This window comes from Kribbibacterium absianum (genome assembly GCF_030067705.1).
In the GTDB taxonomy this organism is placed as follows: domain Bacteria; phylum Actinomycetota; class Coriobacteriia; order Coriobacteriales; family Atopobiaceae; genus Kribbibacterium; species Kribbibacterium absianum.
The window spans coordinates 153,790-170,880 of the sequence record NZ_JASJEX010000001.1; the positions used below are offsets into that span (position 1 = coordinate 153,790).

14 protein-coding genes are annotated in these 17,091 nt (G+C 66.3%); all 14 read left to right on the forward strand.

Translation table 11 applies throughout. The features are described from left to right. Positions 1 to 166 precede the first annotated feature (166 nt). The 14 genes from QJ043_RS00665 to QJ043_RS00730 all read left to right on the forward strand — a co-directional run bounded on the left by QJ043_RS00665 (position 167) and on the right by QJ043_RS00730 (position 17,070). Entirely contained in the window at positions 167 to 937 is a 771-nt protein-coding gene (locus tag QJ043_RS00665) for a transposase (protein ID WP_283722693.1), read from the forward strand. A gap of 379 nt (positions 938 to 1,316) precedes the next feature. After that, complete coding sequence (locus QJ043_RS00670; protein WP_283712244.1) at positions 1,317 to 2,825, forward strand: ABC transporter ATP-binding protein; 1,509 nt, start codon at positions 1,317 to 1,319, stop codon at positions 2,823 to 2,825. 12 nt (positions 2,826 to 2,837) lie between these two features. Further along, positions 2,838 to 4,010, forward strand: coding sequence for an ABC transporter permease (locus QJ043_RS00675; protein WP_283712245.1), 1,173 nt, complete (start codon positions 2,838 to 2,840; stop codon positions 4,008 to 4,010). Next, a complete protein-coding gene (locus QJ043_RS00680) occupies positions 4,010 to 4,945 on the forward strand; it encodes an ABC transporter permease (RefSeq protein WP_283712246.1) in 936 nt (311 codons plus the stop codon). Before QJ043_RS00675 ends, QJ043_RS00680 begins: the two co-directional genes overlap by 1 nt. Positions 4,946 to 5,096: 151 nt before the next feature. Continuing rightward, positions 5,097 to 6,119, forward strand: a complete 1,023-nt coding sequence (locus QJ043_RS00685; RefSeq protein ID WP_283712247.1) for a BMP family protein — start codon at positions 5,097 to 5,099, stop codon at positions 6,117 to 6,119. 408 nt (positions 6,120 to 6,527) lie between these two features. Next, entirely contained in the window at positions 6,528 to 7,751 is a 1,224-nt protein-coding gene (gene dpaL / locus QJ043_RS00690; RefSeq protein ID WP_283712248.1) for a diaminopropionate ammonia-lyase, read from the forward strand. Positions 7,752 to 7,885: 134 nt separating this feature from the next. Continuing rightward, positions 7,886 to 9,274, forward strand: coding sequence for a YgeY family selenium metabolism-linked hydrolase (locus tag QJ043_RS00695; protein WP_283712249.1), 1,389 nt, complete (start codon positions 7,886 to 7,888; stop codon positions 9,272 to 9,274). Positions 9,275 to 9,485: 211 nt separating this feature from the next. Continuing rightward, positions 9,486 to 10,682, forward strand: coding sequence for a knotted carbamoyltransferase YgeW (ygeW, locus tag QJ043_RS00700; protein WP_283712250.1), 1,197 nt, complete (start codon positions 9,486 to 9,488; stop codon positions 10,680 to 10,682). A 165-nt stretch (positions 10,683 to 10,847) separates the two neighbouring features. Continuing rightward, positions 10,848 to 11,798, forward strand: coding sequence for an NTP transferase domain-containing protein (locus QJ043_RS00705; protein WP_283712251.1), 951 nt, complete (start codon positions 10,848 to 10,850; stop codon positions 11,796 to 11,798). A gap of 86 nt (positions 11,799 to 11,884) precedes the next feature. Next, complete coding sequence (locus QJ043_RS00710; protein WP_283712252.1) at positions 11,885 to 13,450, forward strand: uracil-xanthine permease family protein; 1,566 nt, start codon at positions 11,885 to 11,887, stop codon at positions 13,448 to 13,450. A 109-nt stretch (positions 13,451 to 13,559) separates the two neighbouring features. Then, positions 13,560 to 14,984 (forward strand): dihydropyrimidinase, encoded by a 1,425-nt coding sequence (gene hydA / locus QJ043_RS00715; RefSeq protein ID WP_283712253.1) that lies wholly within the window; start codon positions 13,560 to 13,562, stop codon positions 14,982 to 14,984. 156 nt (positions 14,985 to 15,140) lie between these two features. Further along, entirely contained in the window at positions 15,141 to 16,241 is a 1,101-nt protein-coding gene (locus tag QJ043_RS00720) for a glycerol dehydrogenase (protein WP_283712254.1), read from the forward strand. Positions 16,242 to 16,451: 210 nt separating this feature from the next. After that, positions 16,452 to 16,760: a type II toxin-antitoxin system Phd/YefM family antitoxin gene (locus QJ043_RS00725; protein ID WP_283712255.1), complete on the forward strand. Its 309-nt coding sequence runs from the start codon at positions 16,452 to 16,454 to the stop codon at positions 16,758 to 16,760. Then, the gene (locus tag QJ043_RS00730; RefSeq protein ID WP_283712256.1) at positions 16,750 to 17,070 is read left to right on the forward strand and encodes a type II toxin-antitoxin system RelE/ParE family toxin; all 321 of its coding nucleotides are present in this window, start codon (positions 16,750 to 16,752) and stop codon (positions 17,068 to 17,070) included. The genes QJ043_RS00725 and QJ043_RS00730 overlap by 11 nt, the downstream gene beginning before the upstream one ends. Positions 17,071 to 17,091: the final 21 nt, after the last annotated feature.

Consider the following 17,091-nt stretch of genomic DNA (forward strand, 5'->3'; position numbering starts at 1 on the left):
CCACGCACCCCAGGAGGTTTCCTCCCGAGGTGCCACGCATCCCAGGAGGTTGCGTGTTGTACGTGTTGCGATTCATGGCGATTTTCCGAAATCTGAAACGCTGTCGAAATAGAGGGACACTACCGGTACCATCAACCCTCACTCCAGGTGTCGGGAGGAGGGACCCATGGGCAGGAAACCTGCGGCGTTGTCCAACAGCGGCGTGTACCACATCGTGTTCAAAGGCGCGAACGCCCAGGACATCTTCTACGGCGACGACGACCGCCTCGAGTTCCTCAGCCGCCTCCAATGGGTCCTTGGCAAGTACAACGCCTCGGCCCTCGCATGGGCGCTCATGGACAACCACGTGCACCTGGTGCTCGACTGCGGGACAACCGATCCGGCACTGCTCCAGCACGACCTCGCGGGCCCCTACGCCCGGTCGTTCAACCTCCGCTACGGGCGCGTGGATCCGTTGTTCGCAGAGCGGCCGTTTCGAGAGGGGGTCGAGGACCAGTCGTACCTGTACGCGGTCGTCCGCTACGTGCACTGGAACCGGGCGGTGGCGGGCCTCGCTGCAGGTCTCGAGGACCGTTGGACGAGCTATCGCGAGGTCCTCGCCGGGGAGGGCATTGTCGACGTCGCGCGCCTCTTGGACGTCTTTGGGTGCGTCGAGGAGTTCGTTCGTTTCCACGAGTCTGGGCTTGGCGGCCACGACGCGCCCTTGGCGCGGTCGGACCAAGGGCTGCTCACCGACGAGCAGCTCATTCGTTACCACGAACGTCGGTGGGGGGGGGGAGAGCTTCGCGACGGCGGTCCGGTGGACGAAAGCCGAGCGGGACGAACGCATTCGCGAGCTGAAGAGGATCGGCGCGCTCAACAAGCAGCTGCAGCGGGTCACGGGGTTGAGCGAGTACAAGGTGAAGTCGGTGCGCCTATAAGACACGCAACCTCCTGAGGTGCGTGGCACCTGGGGAGGAAACCTCCTCGGGTGCGTGGCACCACAGGAGGGAGGGGCAGATGGTTGCGAGTCGTTAGGTGGCTCAGAGAATAACCCGACAAACATCGGGATTATCGGCCTGAAGCGCAAACGATGCCGTTTCCAAGATGATGCCGTTCGTCCCTGCTTTCCTCTCGTTGACCGGACGGATGGTCAGGCGGCCTCACTTTTTGTCTCCAGTGAGATTTCGGAACGACTAAAGTGACGCAGCAAGGGGAGTCCCCTGAGTCCCGACGAGTAGAATTCACCGGACACAGAGGGTCCACAAGCCCAACGCGCGCTTTAGCAGCAAGACAGCACCTCCTGGCTCTTTCAAAGGCACAGAAAGGCGGTCTCTATGGCGGAAATGCTCAGGATGGAGGGGATCAGCAAACAGTTCGGGACGTTCTTCGCCAACCACGATGTCAACCTCGACATCCAAGAGGGCGAGGTCCACACGCTGCTCGGTGAGAACGGCGCGGGGAAGTCCACCCTGATGAACGTGCTGATCGGTCTCTACCAGCCCACTGCGGGCAAGATCCTCTGGCGCGGGAAGGAGGAGCGGATCTCGAGCCCCGCGCGCGCCGTGGAGCTGGGCATCGGCATGGTGCACCAGCACTTCATGCTCATCGAGGCCATGACCGGCTTCGAGAACATCATTCTCGGCTCCAAGGTCAACCCCTCCTTCACCATCCAGGAGTCCAAGGACAAGAAGAAGATCCAAGAGCTCATGGACCGCTACGGCCTCGAGGTGGACCTCGACGTCCCTGTGGGCGAGATGTCCATCGGCATGCAGCAGCGCGTGGAGATCCTCAAGGTCCTCTACCGCGGCGCCGAGCTGCTGATCCTCGACGAGCCCACGGCCGTCCTCACGGACCAGGAGGTGGAGGGCCTCTTCGACATCATGCGCTCCCTCACCAGCGAGGGGAAGTCCGTGATCTTCATCTCCCACAAGATGCGCGAGGTCACAAAGATCTCGGACCGCGTCACGGTGCTCCGCGCCGGTGAGTCCGTTGAGACCCTCAAGATGTCCGAGACCAACGGCCAGGAGCTCTCGGACCTCATGATCGGGCACCGGTTCGTCGAGAGCGTCTACGACAAGGTGGTCGCGGCGGACAAGCCCATGCTCGAGCTCAAGGGCGTCTCGTACCACCCGAACGAGAAGCACGGCGGCCTCAAGGACGTCACGCTCACCGTCAACGCCGGCGAGGTCCTCGGCGTCGCGGGCATCGACGGCAACGGCCAGTCCCAGCTCGCGGCCCTCATCGCCGGCCTCATCGCGCCCGAAGAGGGCGAGGTCTGGCGCAACGGCCAGCGCGTCTCCATCTACAGCCCCGACGACTTCATCGAGAACGGCCTCGCTGACATCCCCGAGGACCGCAACAAGATGGGCCTCGTCGGCGACATGACCGTGGCCCAGAACCTCATCCTCAAGGAGACCACCTCCGACAAGTTCTCCTACGGCCATGGCCTGTGGCTCAAGACGGGCGCCATCCAGGAGTACGCGAACGAGAAGAAGCAAGAGAACGACATCCGCTGCACCTCGGTCAACCAGACGGTGCGCAGTCTGTCCGGCGGCAACCAGCAGAAGGTCATCCTGGCCCGTGAGCTGGAGGGCAACCCGCCGATCCTCATCGCGGTGTACCCCACCCGCGGCCTCGACATCGGTGCCACGAACTTCATCCATGACCGCGTGATCGCCGCCCGAGACGGAGGCTGCGCGGTGATCCTCATCAGCGCGGACTTCGACGAGGTGCTCAAGCTGTCGGACCGCATCGTCGTCCTGTTCGAGGGCCAGGTCATGGGCGAGTACCCCGGGGTCAACCCTCCCATCGACCAGATCTCGCTCGCTATGGCCGGCAAATAGGAGGGCAGGGATATGGCAACAGAAGCAACGGCCCAGGCGCCCAAGGCGCCCAAGGTCAACAAGTTCGGCGTGTTCCAGCGCGACAAGATTATCAGCATCATCGTGCCGATCGTCTCGATCTTCCTGGCGTTCGTCGTCGGCGGCATCGTTGTGCTCTGCCTCGGCAAGAACCCCATCGAGGGCTATGGGTACCTGTTCTCAGGCGCCCTCGGCAACGCCGGGCGCGTCGCCCAATCGCTGCAGTCCGCGTGCCCGCTCATCTTCACGGCCCTCGCGGTGTCGTTCGCGTACAAGTGCGGCGTCTTCAACCTGGGCGGCGAGGGCCAGTTCATCCTCGGCGCCTGCGCGACGATGTTCGTGCTCGAGACCACTGGGGTCGAGGGCGTCCCTGGCATTTTGCTCGGCATCCTCGTCGGCATCATCGCCGGCGGCCTGTGGGGCCTGCTCCCCGGCGTCATGAAGATCACGCGCGGCCTCAACGAGCTCATCACCACGATCATGCTCAACTACGTCGCCACGCTGCTCATGAACTTCATGTACTCCAAGGTGCTGCACGACCCGGACTCCGGCAACCTGCAGACCATGGCCGTGGCGGACAGCGTCGTGCTGCCCAAGATCGACCGCCTGCACATCGGCGTGATCATCGCGATCCTCATGGCCGTCGCCGTCTGGTACGTCATTTATAAGACGAGCTTCGGCTTCAAGATCCGCGCCGTCGGCATCAACCCCACGGCGGCCAAGGTGGCCGGCTTCCCCGTGAAGCGCCTCGTGCTGCTCTCCTTCGTGATCTCCGGCGCCATCGCGGGCTTCGGTGGGTCGGTGGACCTGCTCGGCCGCCAGTACCGCCTGATGACGGGCTTCGGCAGCGGCTTCGGCTTCTCGGGCGTCGCCATCGCCCTCATCGCGCAGCTCAACCCCATCGGCTCCATGGCGGTGGCGCTCTTCTTCGGCATGCTCACCACTGGCGCCTCCTCGATGCAGGTGGGCATCGGCGTGCCGAGCGCCATCCTCGACATCATCCGCGCGCTCATCATCATCTTCGCCGTGGCCGGCATGGCCATGATGAAGCTGCCGACCTTCAAGAACCTGCTCAACCGCCGGCCCATGGACCAGGAGGGCCTCATGCCCCCGACTGACACCAAGGGCGACGACGGGTCGAGCCTCAAGCCGGAGGTGAGCGAGTAATGGAAGCCTTCCTCAGCTCGATGCCAGAGATCCTGGCCACCACCATTCGCATGACGGTGCCGCTGCTCTTCGTGGCGCTCGGCGAGCTCTTCTCGGAGCGTGCCGGCCTCGTGAACATCGGTCTCGACGGCCTGATGACCATCGGCGCCTTCACCGGCTTCGTCGTGGGGTACCAGACGGGCAACCTGTGGCTCGGCGTGCTGTGCGGAGCGGTGGCCGGCATAGCCGTGAACATGATCTACGCGTTCTGCACGGTGAACCTCTGCGTGGACCAGACGGTCATGGGCATGGCGATCAACATCCTTGCCCCCGGCATAGCCACCTTTGCCTACAAGGTGGTCTTCGGTGACGGCTCCACGCTCGTGCAGGGCGTCACGATGGACAAGGTGGCGATCCCGCTGCTCTCGGACATCCCGGTCATCGGCAACGCCATCTTCAACCAGACGCTGCTCGCGTACCTGTGCTACCTGCTCGTGCCGCTGTGCTGGTTCTACTTCGCCCGCACGCGCTCCGGCCTCAACTTCCGGTCCGTGGGCGAGAACCCCCAGGCCGCCGAGACCCTCGGCATCAACGCCGTCCAGATGAAGTACCTGGCGTCCATCGTCTGCGGCGCCCTCGCCGGCATGGGCGGCGCGTTCCTCACCACCTGCTACACGTCCACCTACGCCACCGGCGTCGTGGCCGGCCGCGGCTTCATCGCCCTGGCGGCGGTGATCTTCGGCCGCTGGAGCGCCGTCGGCATCCTCGGGTCCACGCTGCTCTTCGGCTTCTTCGACGCCGTGCAGATCAGCCTGCAGATCGCGGTCCCCGACATCTCCTACCAGTTCTTCGCGATGATCCCGTACGTGTTCACCATCGTCGCCCTGTTCTTCTTCAACGCGCAGAAGGGCGGCCCGAAGGCCAACGGAAAGCCCTACTTCCGAGAAGAACGGTGAGCCTCGTCCACCGGCCGGTCGGACGTGTCGGCTGGTGGACTCCTTCAGTTTGGGTTACCGTTGAGGTAGCTGTCATCTGGCAACATCCGGCGCGGGGTGCCGGTCGTAGAGAGCGGGGCCGCGTCGCGACCCCACGATAGGAGGGAACGGTATGAGCAAGTTCAAGAAGTGGCTCACGATGGGCATGTGCGCGCTGCTCGCATGCTTCGTCGCGGTCGGCCTCGTTGCTTGCGGAGGCTCCGGCGACTCGGGCTCGGGCGACTCCGGCGACGCGGGCGGCTCCGACGGCACCGGCAAGAAGGTCGCGATGATCCTCGACGGCCCCGTCAACGACGGCGGCTGGGGTGCCAGCTGCTATGACGCCATGTGCGCGGCCGCCAAGGACCACGGCTGGACCACCGCCTACAGCGAGTCCGTGGACCAGGCCGACTGGGTCACCGTCATGCAGGACTACGTGGACCAGGGCTACGACCTCGTCATCGCCCCGGGCAACCAGTACACCTCCGCGGTCGAGGACTGCGCCAAGGCCAACCCTGACGCCAAGTTCTGCATCTTCAACGACGACGTCACCGACTACGACAACATCGAGTGCACGATGCCCGACACCGTGCAGATCGGCGAGGTGGCCGGCGTGATGGCGGGCCTGCTCTCCACCACCAACAACATCGGCTTCATCGGCGCCATGGAGCTCGACACCACCCTCAACAAGATCCAGGGCTACACCGAGGCCGCCCAGAAGGTGAACCCGGACGCCAAGGTGACCGTGGCCTACGCCAACAGCTTCTCCGACGCCGCAAAGGGCAAGGAGCTGGCCACCAACATGATCAACTCCAACAACGTCGACGTGATGTTCGGCGACGCCTCCATCGTCGACACCGGCGCGCGCGAGGCCCTCGAGGCCGCCGGCGCCGGCCACTACGACATCGGCCAGCCGGGCAATATCGGCTCCGAGGACAACGCGATCATCGCCGTGTCCGTCGTGACCGACAACGCCAAGATGACCAACCAGGTGCTCGACGACGTCGAGAACGACACCTTCGGCAAGAAGACCATCAAGGGCGACCTGGCGAACGGCTGCGTCTACGCCGGCACCATCTCCACCAAGATCTGCGACCAGGAGACCATCGACAAGTTCAACGAGTACGTCGAGCAGATCAAGAACGGCACCTTCTAAGGGACAGTCCCGTTCAGCTCTACCAGGAAGGGCGGCGCCGCTCACGGAGCGGGCGCCGCCCTTTTGCCTATCTCGAGAGGCCGCCCCGTGCTGTCGCGCGTAGGCTCAAGGGCGGCAGGGGCGTTTCTCGTCGGCTTGTTCTTGTGCCAAAGCCATGGCGAGAACCTGCAGGTGATTTAGGAGATAGGGCACCGGATGCGTTCGCCGTTCAAGTCGCCACAGGACTTTCTGAGTGTCAGCTGTCGTTCGCGGCGCTCTAGCTACCGCCCACCGACAAGGGCGTGGTCCCAAAGAGGTGATTCCGCGTCTCGCTTGCATTCGCAAGGGCGCTTCCTATGATTAAGCTGTCCAAACAAAAAGTTTGGTCGCGGAAGCAACTCATCGGCACGCGCCGGGAAAGGACACTCCATGGAGGAGAGCACGCTTCGTTGGACCCTCAACACGATGCCGGCTTCGGAGGACAAGAACCTTCCGGTGATGTCGCTCGAGAACGTCGCCAAGGCGCGCGCGTTCCACGAGAGCTTCCCGCAGTACGCCGTCACCCCGCTCGCCGACCTTGAGGGGATGGCCGGCAACCTCGGCCTCGCCGGCCTCTACGTGAAGGACGAGAGCTACCGCTTCGGCCTCAACGCGTTCAAGGTGCTCGGCGGCTCCTTCGCCATGGCCCGCTACATCGCGCAGCAGACCGGCAAGGACGTCTCCGAGACGGACTTCGACTACCTGACGTCGGACGAGCTGGCCAACGACTTCGGCCAGGCCACGTTCTTCACCGCCACCGACGGCAACCACGGCCGTGGCGTGGCGTGGGCGGCCCAGAAGCTCGGCCAGAAGGCCGTCGTGCACATGCCCAAGGGCACCGTCGCCACCCGCAAGGAGAACATCGCCAAGCTCGGCGCCGACGTGACCATCGAGGAGCTCAACTACGACGACTGCGTGCGCCTGGCCGCCAAGGAGGCCGACGAGACCGAGCGCGGCGTCATCGTCCAGGACACCGCCTGGGACGGTTACGAGGAGATCCCCTCCTGGATCATGCAGGGCTACGGCACGATGAGCTCCGAGGCCACCGAGCAGCTTCGCGCCCTTGAGGTCAACCGCCCGACGCACGTCTTCGTGCAGGCCGGCGTGGGCTCCCTCGCCAGCTCCGTGGTGGGCTACTTCGTCAACAAGTTCCCCAGCTGCCCGCCCAAGTTCGTGATCATGGAGGCCGGCGCGGCCGACTGCCTCTACCAGGGCGCTGTGGCCGCTGACGGCGACCCGCGCATCGTGGGCGGCGACCTCGAGACCATCATGGCGGGCCTGGCCTGCGGCGAGCCCAACACCATCGGCTGGGACATCCTGCGCAACCACGCGACAGCGTTCCTCAGCTGCCCGGACTGGATGGCCGCCAAGGGCATGCGCATGCTGGCCGCGCCGGTGAAGGGCGACCCGGCGGTGACCTCCGGCGAGTCCGGCGCCATCGGCATGGGCGTCATCGCGACCGTGATGACCGACCCGGCCTACGCCGAGCTCAAGGACGCGCTCGGCCTGGACGAGAGCTCCCAGGTGCTGCTCTTCTCGACCGAGGGCGACACCGACCCCGTGCGCTACCACGAGATCGTGTGGAACGGCGCGTACCCGAGCACGGGCGAGTAGCTAACGCTGCGAGGGGCGCCGGCTGCGGGCCGGGCGTCCCTCGTTATGACGAACCTGCGGCGCTCTCTGGCCGCAGGGGCCCGCACCCGTTGAGGGCGCCCCGGCACGAGGGGCGCGAAGAGTAGGAGGACGCAGTGGCAGAGAAGCAGCTCGACTACGACAAGATCAAGGAGGCCGCCAAGGCGTACGGCCCCGACATGACCGCGTTCCTGCGCGCCATGATCTCCCACCCCAGCGAGAGCTGCGAGGAGAAAGAGGTCGTGGAGTGCATCAAGGCCGAGATGGAGAAGCTCGGCTTCGACGAGGTGGTCGTCGACGGCCTCGGCAACGTCATCGGCTACATGGGCACCGGCGACAAGATCATCGCCATCGACTCCCACATCGACACCGTGGGCATCGGCAACATCGAGAACTGGGAGGCCGACCCCTACAAGGGCTACGAGACCGAGGACCTGATCTACGGTCGCGGCGGCTCCGACCAGGAGGGCGGCATGGCGTCCGCCACCTACGCGGCGAAGATCATGAAGGACATGGGCCTCATCCCCGAGGGCTACAAGATCATGGTCGTGGGCTCCGTGCAGGAGGAAGACTGCGACGGCATGTGCTGGCAGTACATCTACAACATCGACAAGGTCCGTCCTGAGTTCGTGATCTCCACCGAGCCCACCGACGGCGGCATCTACCGCGGGCACCGCGGCCGCATGGAGATCCGCGTGGACGTGCGCGGCACCTCCTGCCACGGCTCCGCCCCCGACCGCGGCGACAACGCCATCTACAAGATGGCCGACATCATCGCCAACGTGCGCGACCTCAACAACAACGGCTGCGACGAGTCCACCGAGATCCGCGGCCTCGTGAAGATGCTCGACCCCAAGTACAACCCGGAGCACTGGGAGGACGCGCGCTTCCTCGGCCGCGGCACCTGCACCGTGTCCCAGATCTACTTCACGAGCCCGAGCCGCTGCGCCGTCGCCGACTCCTGCTCCATCTCCATCGACCGCCGTATGACCGCCGGTGAGACCTACAAGAGCTGCCTCAAGGAGATCGAGGACCTGCCGGCCGTCAAGAAGTACGGCGAGGACGTGACCGTCTCCATGTACATGTACGACCGTCCTTCCTGGACCGGCGAGGTGTACGAGACCGAGGCCTACTTCCCGACGTGGATCAACAAGGCCGACGCCCCGCACGTGAAGGCCATGGTGGAGGCGCACCACAACCTCTTCGGCGACACCCGCATCGGGCCGGACGTGGCCATGGGCCTGCGCAACCGTCCGCTGCTCGACAAGTGGACCTTCTCCACGAACTGCGTGTCGATCCAGGGCCGCTACGGCATCCCGTGCGTGGGCTTCGGCCCCGGCGCCGAGTCCCAGGCCCATGCCCCCAACGAGGTCACCTACAAGCAGGACCTCGTGACCGCGGCCGCGATGTACGTCGCCGGCATCAACCTGTACGAGCCGCCCGCGGCCGGCGAGACCAGCGCGACCGAGTTCCGCGCCGAGCTCACGGACAACGTGATTCGCTAGTTCGCCCGGCACCGACGGCCCGGGGACACAAGGGTCTCCGTTTCAAGGGATAGGTCACTCCGGACCTCACACCCTGGCGCCTCCTTCTCGCGACTTGAGCCGGCTGCCTTCTCGGCGCAGAGTCTCGGGCGCGACGCCCCTCCACGGGCATTCTCTGAACCATGCGAGTAAGTTTGTGCGGTGCTCCGCACCGCTTTGAGAAAGGAAACACATGGACGCCCAGCTCCAGAAGCTCATCGACAAGCTCGACACCCTCGACTTCTCCGACATGTACGAGGGCGACTTCTACCTCACGTGGGAGAAGTCCCAGGACGACATCGAGGCCGTCGTGACCGTGGCCAACGCGCTCCGCAACCTCCGCGAGCGCAACATCTCGCCGCGCATCTTCGACTCGGGCCTCGGCATCTCCGTGTTCCGCGACAACTCCACGCGCACCCGCTTCTCCTTCGCCTCCGCCTGTAACATGCTCGGCCTGGCCGTCCAGGACCTGGACGAGAAGAAGTCCCAGATCGCTCACGGCGAGACCGTGCGCGAGACCGCCACGATGGTGTCCTTCATGGCCGACGTCATCGGCATCCGCGACGACATGTACATCGGCGAGGGCAACAAGTACATGCACGAGTTCATGGACTCCATCATCGAGTCCAAGGGCGACGGCGTGCTCGCCCAGAAGCCGACCCTCGTGAGCCTCCAGTGCGACATCGACCACCCGACGCAGTCCATGGCCGACCTGCTCTACATCGCCGAGAAGTTCGGCGGCCTTGAGAACCTCAAGGGCAAGAAGATCGCCATGTCCTGGGCCTACAGCCCCTCCTATGCGAAGCCGCTGTCCGTGCCGCAGGCCATCGTGGGCCTCATGACCCGCTTCGGCATGGACGTCGTGCTCGCGCACCCCGAGGGCTACGACATCATGCCCGAGGTGGAGCAGGTCGCCGCCAAGAACGCCGCCGCCTCCGGTGGCACCTTCACCAAGACGAACGACATGGCCGAGGCCTTCAAGGACGCCGACATCGTGATCCCGAAGAGCTGGGCGCCGTTCGTCGGCATGGAGGAGCGCACGAAGCTCTACGCCGCCGGCGACTTCGACGGCATCGACGCCCTCGAGCAGCGCCTCCTCGAGCAGAACAAGCAGCACATGGACTGGGTCACCACCCCCGAGCTCATGGGCCTCACCAACAACGCCATCTACATGCACCCGCTGCCCGCCGACATCGAGGGCGTCAGCTGCGAGCACGGCGAGGTCACCAACGACGTCTTCGAGGCGCACCGCGTGGGCATGTACCGCGAGGCCTCCTTCAAGCCGTACGCCATTGCTGCCATGATCTTCCTGGCCAAGTGCAAGGACGTCCAGGGCGCTCTCAAGGCCCTCGACGCGCAGGACAAGCAGCGCCTGATGACCGTCAAGTAAGCTTGGCCCCATAGAACGGTCTGGGAGCCCGTCACGGAACTCCTCCGTGGCGGGCTCCTTTTGTGGCGCTGCACCTGAAAGCCGGCTGCGCCCCTGGGTGCAGAGTCGGCTGGCTCTGAGTACGATGTTGCTCGATGCATGACCGATGAGCAGGGAGGAGGGTCTATGGAGCCCCGGATTCGCGTGATGGTGGGCGGCGAGGACGGCGAGCGGTTCTTCGGCGACGGGCCCTGCAGGCTCCTTGAGGAGCTCGCGCGCCTCGGCAGCCTGTCGGCGGCCGCGCGGTCGCTCGGGATGAGCTACTCCAAGGCCACCCGCATTGTGAACCGCGCCGAGCAGGAACTGGGATTCAAGCTCACGGCGCGCCGTGTGGGCGGCGAGGGCGGCGGTTCCTCCGAGCTCACCCCACAGGGCGCGGAGTTCCTCGACCGTTATCGCGCCTGGCGGCGCTCGGTCGAGCGCGACGCGCAGGCGTCGTTCCGGGCCTGCTTCGCCGGTCTGCAGGGCCAGCCGTTGCCCGCCTGCGTGGTGTTGGCCGCCGGCCGCTCCGAGCGGTTCGGGTCCCAGAAGCTGCTCGCGACGCTCGCTGACGAGCCGGTGCTGTGGCACACCCTCGACGCCGTGCCACGCGACTGCTTCGAGCTGGTCGTGGTCGCAGCCGAGCCGGCGGTCGTCGATGCCGTGTGCCGGTGGGCGGAGGCGCGGAACGCGACGCCGACGATCGCGGCGCCCGCGGGCCCCGACCAGTCCGATTCGATGCGCGCGGGCCTCGACGCGTGCGAGCGGTGCAGCTCGGCGGTGTTCGTGCCCGGCGACCAGGCGCTGCTCAGCGACGAGAGCCTCCGCTCCGTGGCCGCTGCTCTTGCCGAGCACCCCGGCCGCGTCGTTCGGCTCGGCTGGCACGGGGAGGGCCGGAGCCCGGTGGCCTTTCCGTCCGGCACCTACCGCGCCCTCCGCACGGTACAGGGTGACGTGGGTGGCAGCGCCCTGCTCAAGGCCCGCCCGGACCTGGTGGCCGACGCCGTGGTCGTCGAGGCCGGCGACCCGCGCGAGCTGCTCGATTGCGACACCCCCGACGCGCTGGAGGCTATGGCCAACGCGCTCGGGGCCTCCTGACGAAGACAGACTCGGGCGCTCGTTGGGCGCCCGGGCGAACCACAAGGCCCCTCCAGGAAGGGCCCTTGCAAAAGAAAGAGAGACCCATGGCAGAGAACACCGGCGCTGCGGCGCCTCCGGCTGCGGACGCGCCCAAGGCGTCCGTCTTCACGCGGGACGGCTTCCCGCCTCTCGGCGAGCTTGTCCCGAACGCGCTCCAGCATGTGCTGGCCTGCTTCGCCGGCGTGATCACGCCGGCGATGATCCTGTCGGTGATGTGCGGCCTGTCGCAGGAGGAGCAGTCCATCGTGATCCAGATGGCGCTCATCCTCTCCGCCCTCGACACGATCCTCCAGCAGTTCCCGCTCTTCGGGAAGTTCGGCGCGAACCTGCCCATCGTCACCGGCGTGAGCTATGCGTTCCTGATGCCGCTCCAGGCCATCGGCGTCGAGCTCGGCTTCAGCGCGGTGCTCGGCTGCCAGATCGTCGGCGGCATCATGTCGATGATCTTCGGCTTCTGCTACGACAAGGTCTCGCGCATCTTCCCGCCCATCGTCACCGGCACGGTGATCTTCGCCATCGGCGTCAGCCTGTACCCCACGGCCATCAAGTACATGGCCGGCGGCGCGGGCAGCGAGATCTTCGGCTCCGCCGGCGCCTGGGCCGTGGGCCTCTCCACCTTCGCGATCGTGTTCGTGCTGCAGACCTTCGCCAAGGGCGTGTTCAAGATCGGCGCCATCTTCTTCGGCATCATCGCCGGCTGCCTCATCGCGATCCCCTTTGGCTACATCGACCCGTCGGGCATCGCCGGCGCCAGCTGGTTCAGCCTGCCCCGGTTCATGCCGTTCCCGATCGAGTTCGACTTCGCCGCCTGTGTGACCATCGCCATCGTGTACGTGATGGTGGGCGTGCAGCTCATCGGCGACCTCGCGGCCGCCACCTCTGGCTCGATGGACCGCATGCCCACCGACCACGAGTACGGCGGCTCCCTTCGCGCCCAAGGCCTCGTGTCCGTCGTGAGCGCGTTCTTCGGCGGCCTGCCCACGAGCGCCTTCGGCCAGAACGTCGGCATCATCGTGTCCACCAAGGCCATCAACCGCTGGGTGTTCGTCGGCGCGGCGGCCGTCTTCGCGGTTGCCGGTCTCTGCCCCAAGCTCATGGCTGTGCTCATGATGATCCCGGACCCCGTCATCGGCGGCGCCACGATCAGCGTGTTCGGCACCATCACGCTGAACGGCATCCGCATCCTTGTGAAGGACGGCCTCACGCCGCGCTCCTGCACGATCTTCGGCATCTCGGTGGCCTTCGGCCTCGGCATCTACCAGGTCACCGGCTGCCTGGCCGGCTTCCCCGACTGGGTGACCACGATCTTCGCCACGAGCGCCATCACCCCGTGCGCCATCATGGCGATCATCCTCAACACGGTGCTCCCGCCGGAGGAGCCTCAGAACCCGGTCGCGACCGAGATGGTCGAGGCGGCCGAAGAGGCCCTCGAGCGCGAGGACGAGGGGCTGCCCGAGCCGATGGAGCCCGAGATCCTCAAGAAGGGCGAGAAGGCCGGCGGCCCGTTGCCCGTGACCGAGGAGGTCGCCGAGCGCGCCGCCCGGGAGCGCGGCGACGGCGACCGTCGGGCGCCGGGCACCGATACGACCGATGCCGGGTCCGGTCACTAGCGTCACAGTGGGGACAAAGGTGCCAGACGCCTTTGTCCCTCTTCTCGTTTCAGCGCGGGACAAAGGTGCCGGAGCCCTTTGTCCCGTTTCGTTCACGAAGGAGTTGCTCATGCCAGCGAAGCTCATCAAGGGCGGCAGGCTCGTCACGCCGGCCGGCCTCATCAACGGCGACGTCCTGATCGTCGACGACAAGATCGCCCGCATCGCGCCCGAGGGGCTCGCGGAAGGGGAGACCCCGCGCGACGCCGAGGTCTTCGACGCGTCCGGCTGCTACGTCTACCCCGGCTTCATCGACGCGCACACCCACATGCAGTGCTGGACCGGCATGGACTGGACCGCCGACTCCTTCGAGACGGGCACGCGCGCTGCGGCCTGCGGCGGCACCACGACCATCGTGGACTACGCCACGCAGGACCGCGGGATGACGATGCCGGAGGCCCTGGCCGAGTGGCACAAGCGCGCCGACGGCACCTGCACCGCCAACTACGGCTTCCACATGGCCATCGCGGAGTGGAACGGCCAGACCAAGGCGGACATCCCGCTCATGTTCGAGGAGGGCGTCTCGTCCTTCAAGACGTACTTCGCCTACGACCACCTCAAGCTGGACGACGCCCAGACCCTCGACGTGCTCGAGACCATCAAGCCGTACGGCGGCATCCTCTGCGTGCACTGCGAGAACGGCACCGTGGTGAACGAGCTGCAGAGGCGCGTGTTCGACGCCGGCGTCACGGGGCCCGAGGGGCACCCGCTGAGCCGCCCGGACGAGGTGGAGGCGGAGGCCATCGCGCGTCTCGGCTACCTTGCCGAGCTGTCCGGCGCGAGGGTCAACGTCGTGCACGTGTCCACCGAGGAGGGCCTCAAGGCCGCGACCGCGGCGCGCGACCGCGGCGTGGACGTGGCCATCGAGAGCTGCCCGCAGTACATGATCCTCGACGAGAGCCACTACCTGGAGCCCGACTTCCGCGGCGCCAAGTACGTGATGAGCCCGCCGCTCCGCCAGCAGAGCGACCTGTCCGCGCTCTGCGAGGGGGTGCTCGAAGGCGACGTGGACACCATCGCGACCGATCACTGCTCGTTCAACTTCTTCGGACAGAAGGACCGCGGCATCGGCGACTTCCGCAAGATCCCGAACGGCGGCCCGGGCGTGGAGCATCGTCCGGTGCTGATCATGAACCTGTTCGAGGACGAGCTGGGCCCGGAGGACTTCTGCCGCCTGATGTCCGAGAACCCGGCGCGCGTGTTCGGCATGTACCCGCGCAAGGGCGCCCTGGTGGAGGGCGCTGACGCGGACGTGTGCGTGTGGGACCCGGACGTCGAGTGGACCATCTCGATGAAGAACCAGCACCAGGCCGTGGACTACACGCCGTACGAGGGCTACGACGTGCACGGCCAGCCGCGCCAGGTGTTCGTGAACGGCGAGCTGGCGGTGGAGCACGGCGAGCCGACCGGTACGCTGCCCGGCCGTTACGTGCCGCGCGAGGGCGCGCCGGCCACGGTGACCGCGAAGGCGGGCAACTGTCGCTGCATCTGGTAGGGCTGCAGAATCCACGGGGCGTCCGTGCTGGCACGGTGGGTTGGGCGGGGCGAGGCCGTCGGGTCTCGCCCCGCTTTCTCTTCCTCCCTCGTGGCCCTACACTGGGCGCGTCGAATTGAGGGGCCGCGCTGCCCCTCCCGTGGAAGGAGCCGCGAGATGGAGAAGATCTACAACAGCCCGTCCAAGTACATCCAGGGGCCCGGTGCGCTCGGCAGCCTCGGGTCGTTCGTGGCGACGCGCGGCACGAAGGCGCTGGCCATTGCGACCGCCTCCGGCGAGCGGCGCATCGGCGACACCGTGCGCGCCGGCTTCGACGGCGTGGACGCCACGGTGACCTTCGACGCCTTTGGGGGCGAGTGCTCCAAGACCGAGGTCGCGCGGCTGCGTCAGGTGGTGCAGGAGGGCGGCTTCGACGTGGTCTGCGGTATCGGCGGCGGGAAGGCGCTCGACACCGCCAAGGCCGTGGCCTACTACGAGAAGCTGCCGGTGATCATCTGCCCCACCATTGCGAGCTCCGACGCGCCCTGCTCGGCACTGTCCGTGCTCTACACGGACGACGGCGCCTTTGACGAGTACCTTTTCCTGCCGAGCAACCCGGACATGGTGATCATGGATACCACGGTGATCGCCGCCTCGCCGGTGCGGCTCACCGTCTCCGGTATGGGCGACGCGCTCGCCACGTGGTTCGAGGCCAAGGCCTGCGCGGACTCCGACGCCGGCACGTGCGCCGGCGGCAAGTCGACGCTGGCGGCGCTCGCGCTCGCGGAGCTCTGCTACAAGACCCTCATGGCCGACGGCGAGAAGGCGAAGGTCGCCCTCGACGCCGGCGCCTGCACCCTGGCCGTGGAGCGCGTGATCGAGGCGAACACGCTGCTCAGCGGCATCGGCTTCGAGTCGAGCGGCCTCGCCTGCGCGCACGCGGTGCACAACGGCCTCACGAGCCTGCCCGGCACGCATGCCTACTACCACGGCGAGAAGGTGGCCTTCGGCACGCTCGTGCAGCTCGTGCTCGAGGACGCCGACCAGGACCTGCTGGCCGAGGTGCTCGACTTCTGCTGCGCGATCGGCCTGCCGGTGACGCTCGGGCAGATCGGCGCCGGTGACGCGACCGACGAGCAGCTGCTCGCCGTTGCCGAGGCCGCCTGTGCGCCGGACGACACGATGGGCAACATGCCGTTCGAGGTCACGCCGGAGATGGTGGTGAACGCGATCAAGGGCGCGGACGCGCTCGGCCGCGTGTGGCTCGCCGAGGAGTAGCGAAACCTGCGATTGTGCAATTGGGGACGGAGCATTTTGTCAGGTAGTTGTGCACGTGATATCTGGTAGCCGGACATCACCCGTTGGGCCTTGATGCGCGGTTTGGCAGCGGGACGCGGCCGAAGGGTCGCGTCCCGTTGTTCTTGTCGCCAAACTCCCAGGCTTTTTGGGCATAATTAACCCATGCAATTCCCAGAATCTGGAGGAGCCATGCCCACCTGCGTCCCTATCAGCGACCTCAAGAACACGACGGCCTTTGCGGAGACCGTGGCGAATGCGGACGAGCCGGTCATCGTGACCAAGAACGGCCATGAGGTGTTCGTGTGCCTCGACGCCCAGAAGTTTCGAGAGTATCGGCTCGTGCCTAAGGAGGACTACGAAGCAGAGCTCGCGCGCGAAAGGGCACTCGAGGAGCGGGTGGTAGCTCGCGTGAGAGAGAGCATCGCGCAAATCGATGGTGGTCAGATCATCGCCAATGACGAGGCGATGAAGCTCACGAGAGAGCGTTATGGCTGGTAGGGCGGTCTGGTCGCCTGAGGCGCTGCAGGGCTGGTTTGAGGTTCTGGATTACCGGCTGGAGCAGGCTGGCTCCGAATCTACGCGCTCGCTCAGCGACGCCCCCGCCGGTCGCGTCGCTCTCATTGTCCAACAGCCGGAGCTCTATGGCTTTTCCCGCCTGCCTGAGTTGCGCGCCCTGGGCGTTCGCGCGTCGTTCGTCGAGAATTGCGTGATCCTCTATCGGGCAGGCGGAGCCTCGGTGGCCATTCTCTTGGTTGCTGACGCGCGGATTGACTACGCGGCCCACGTGCGCGGCGCGGGGCAGGACTGAGCCAATGTGCAAAAGGGGACT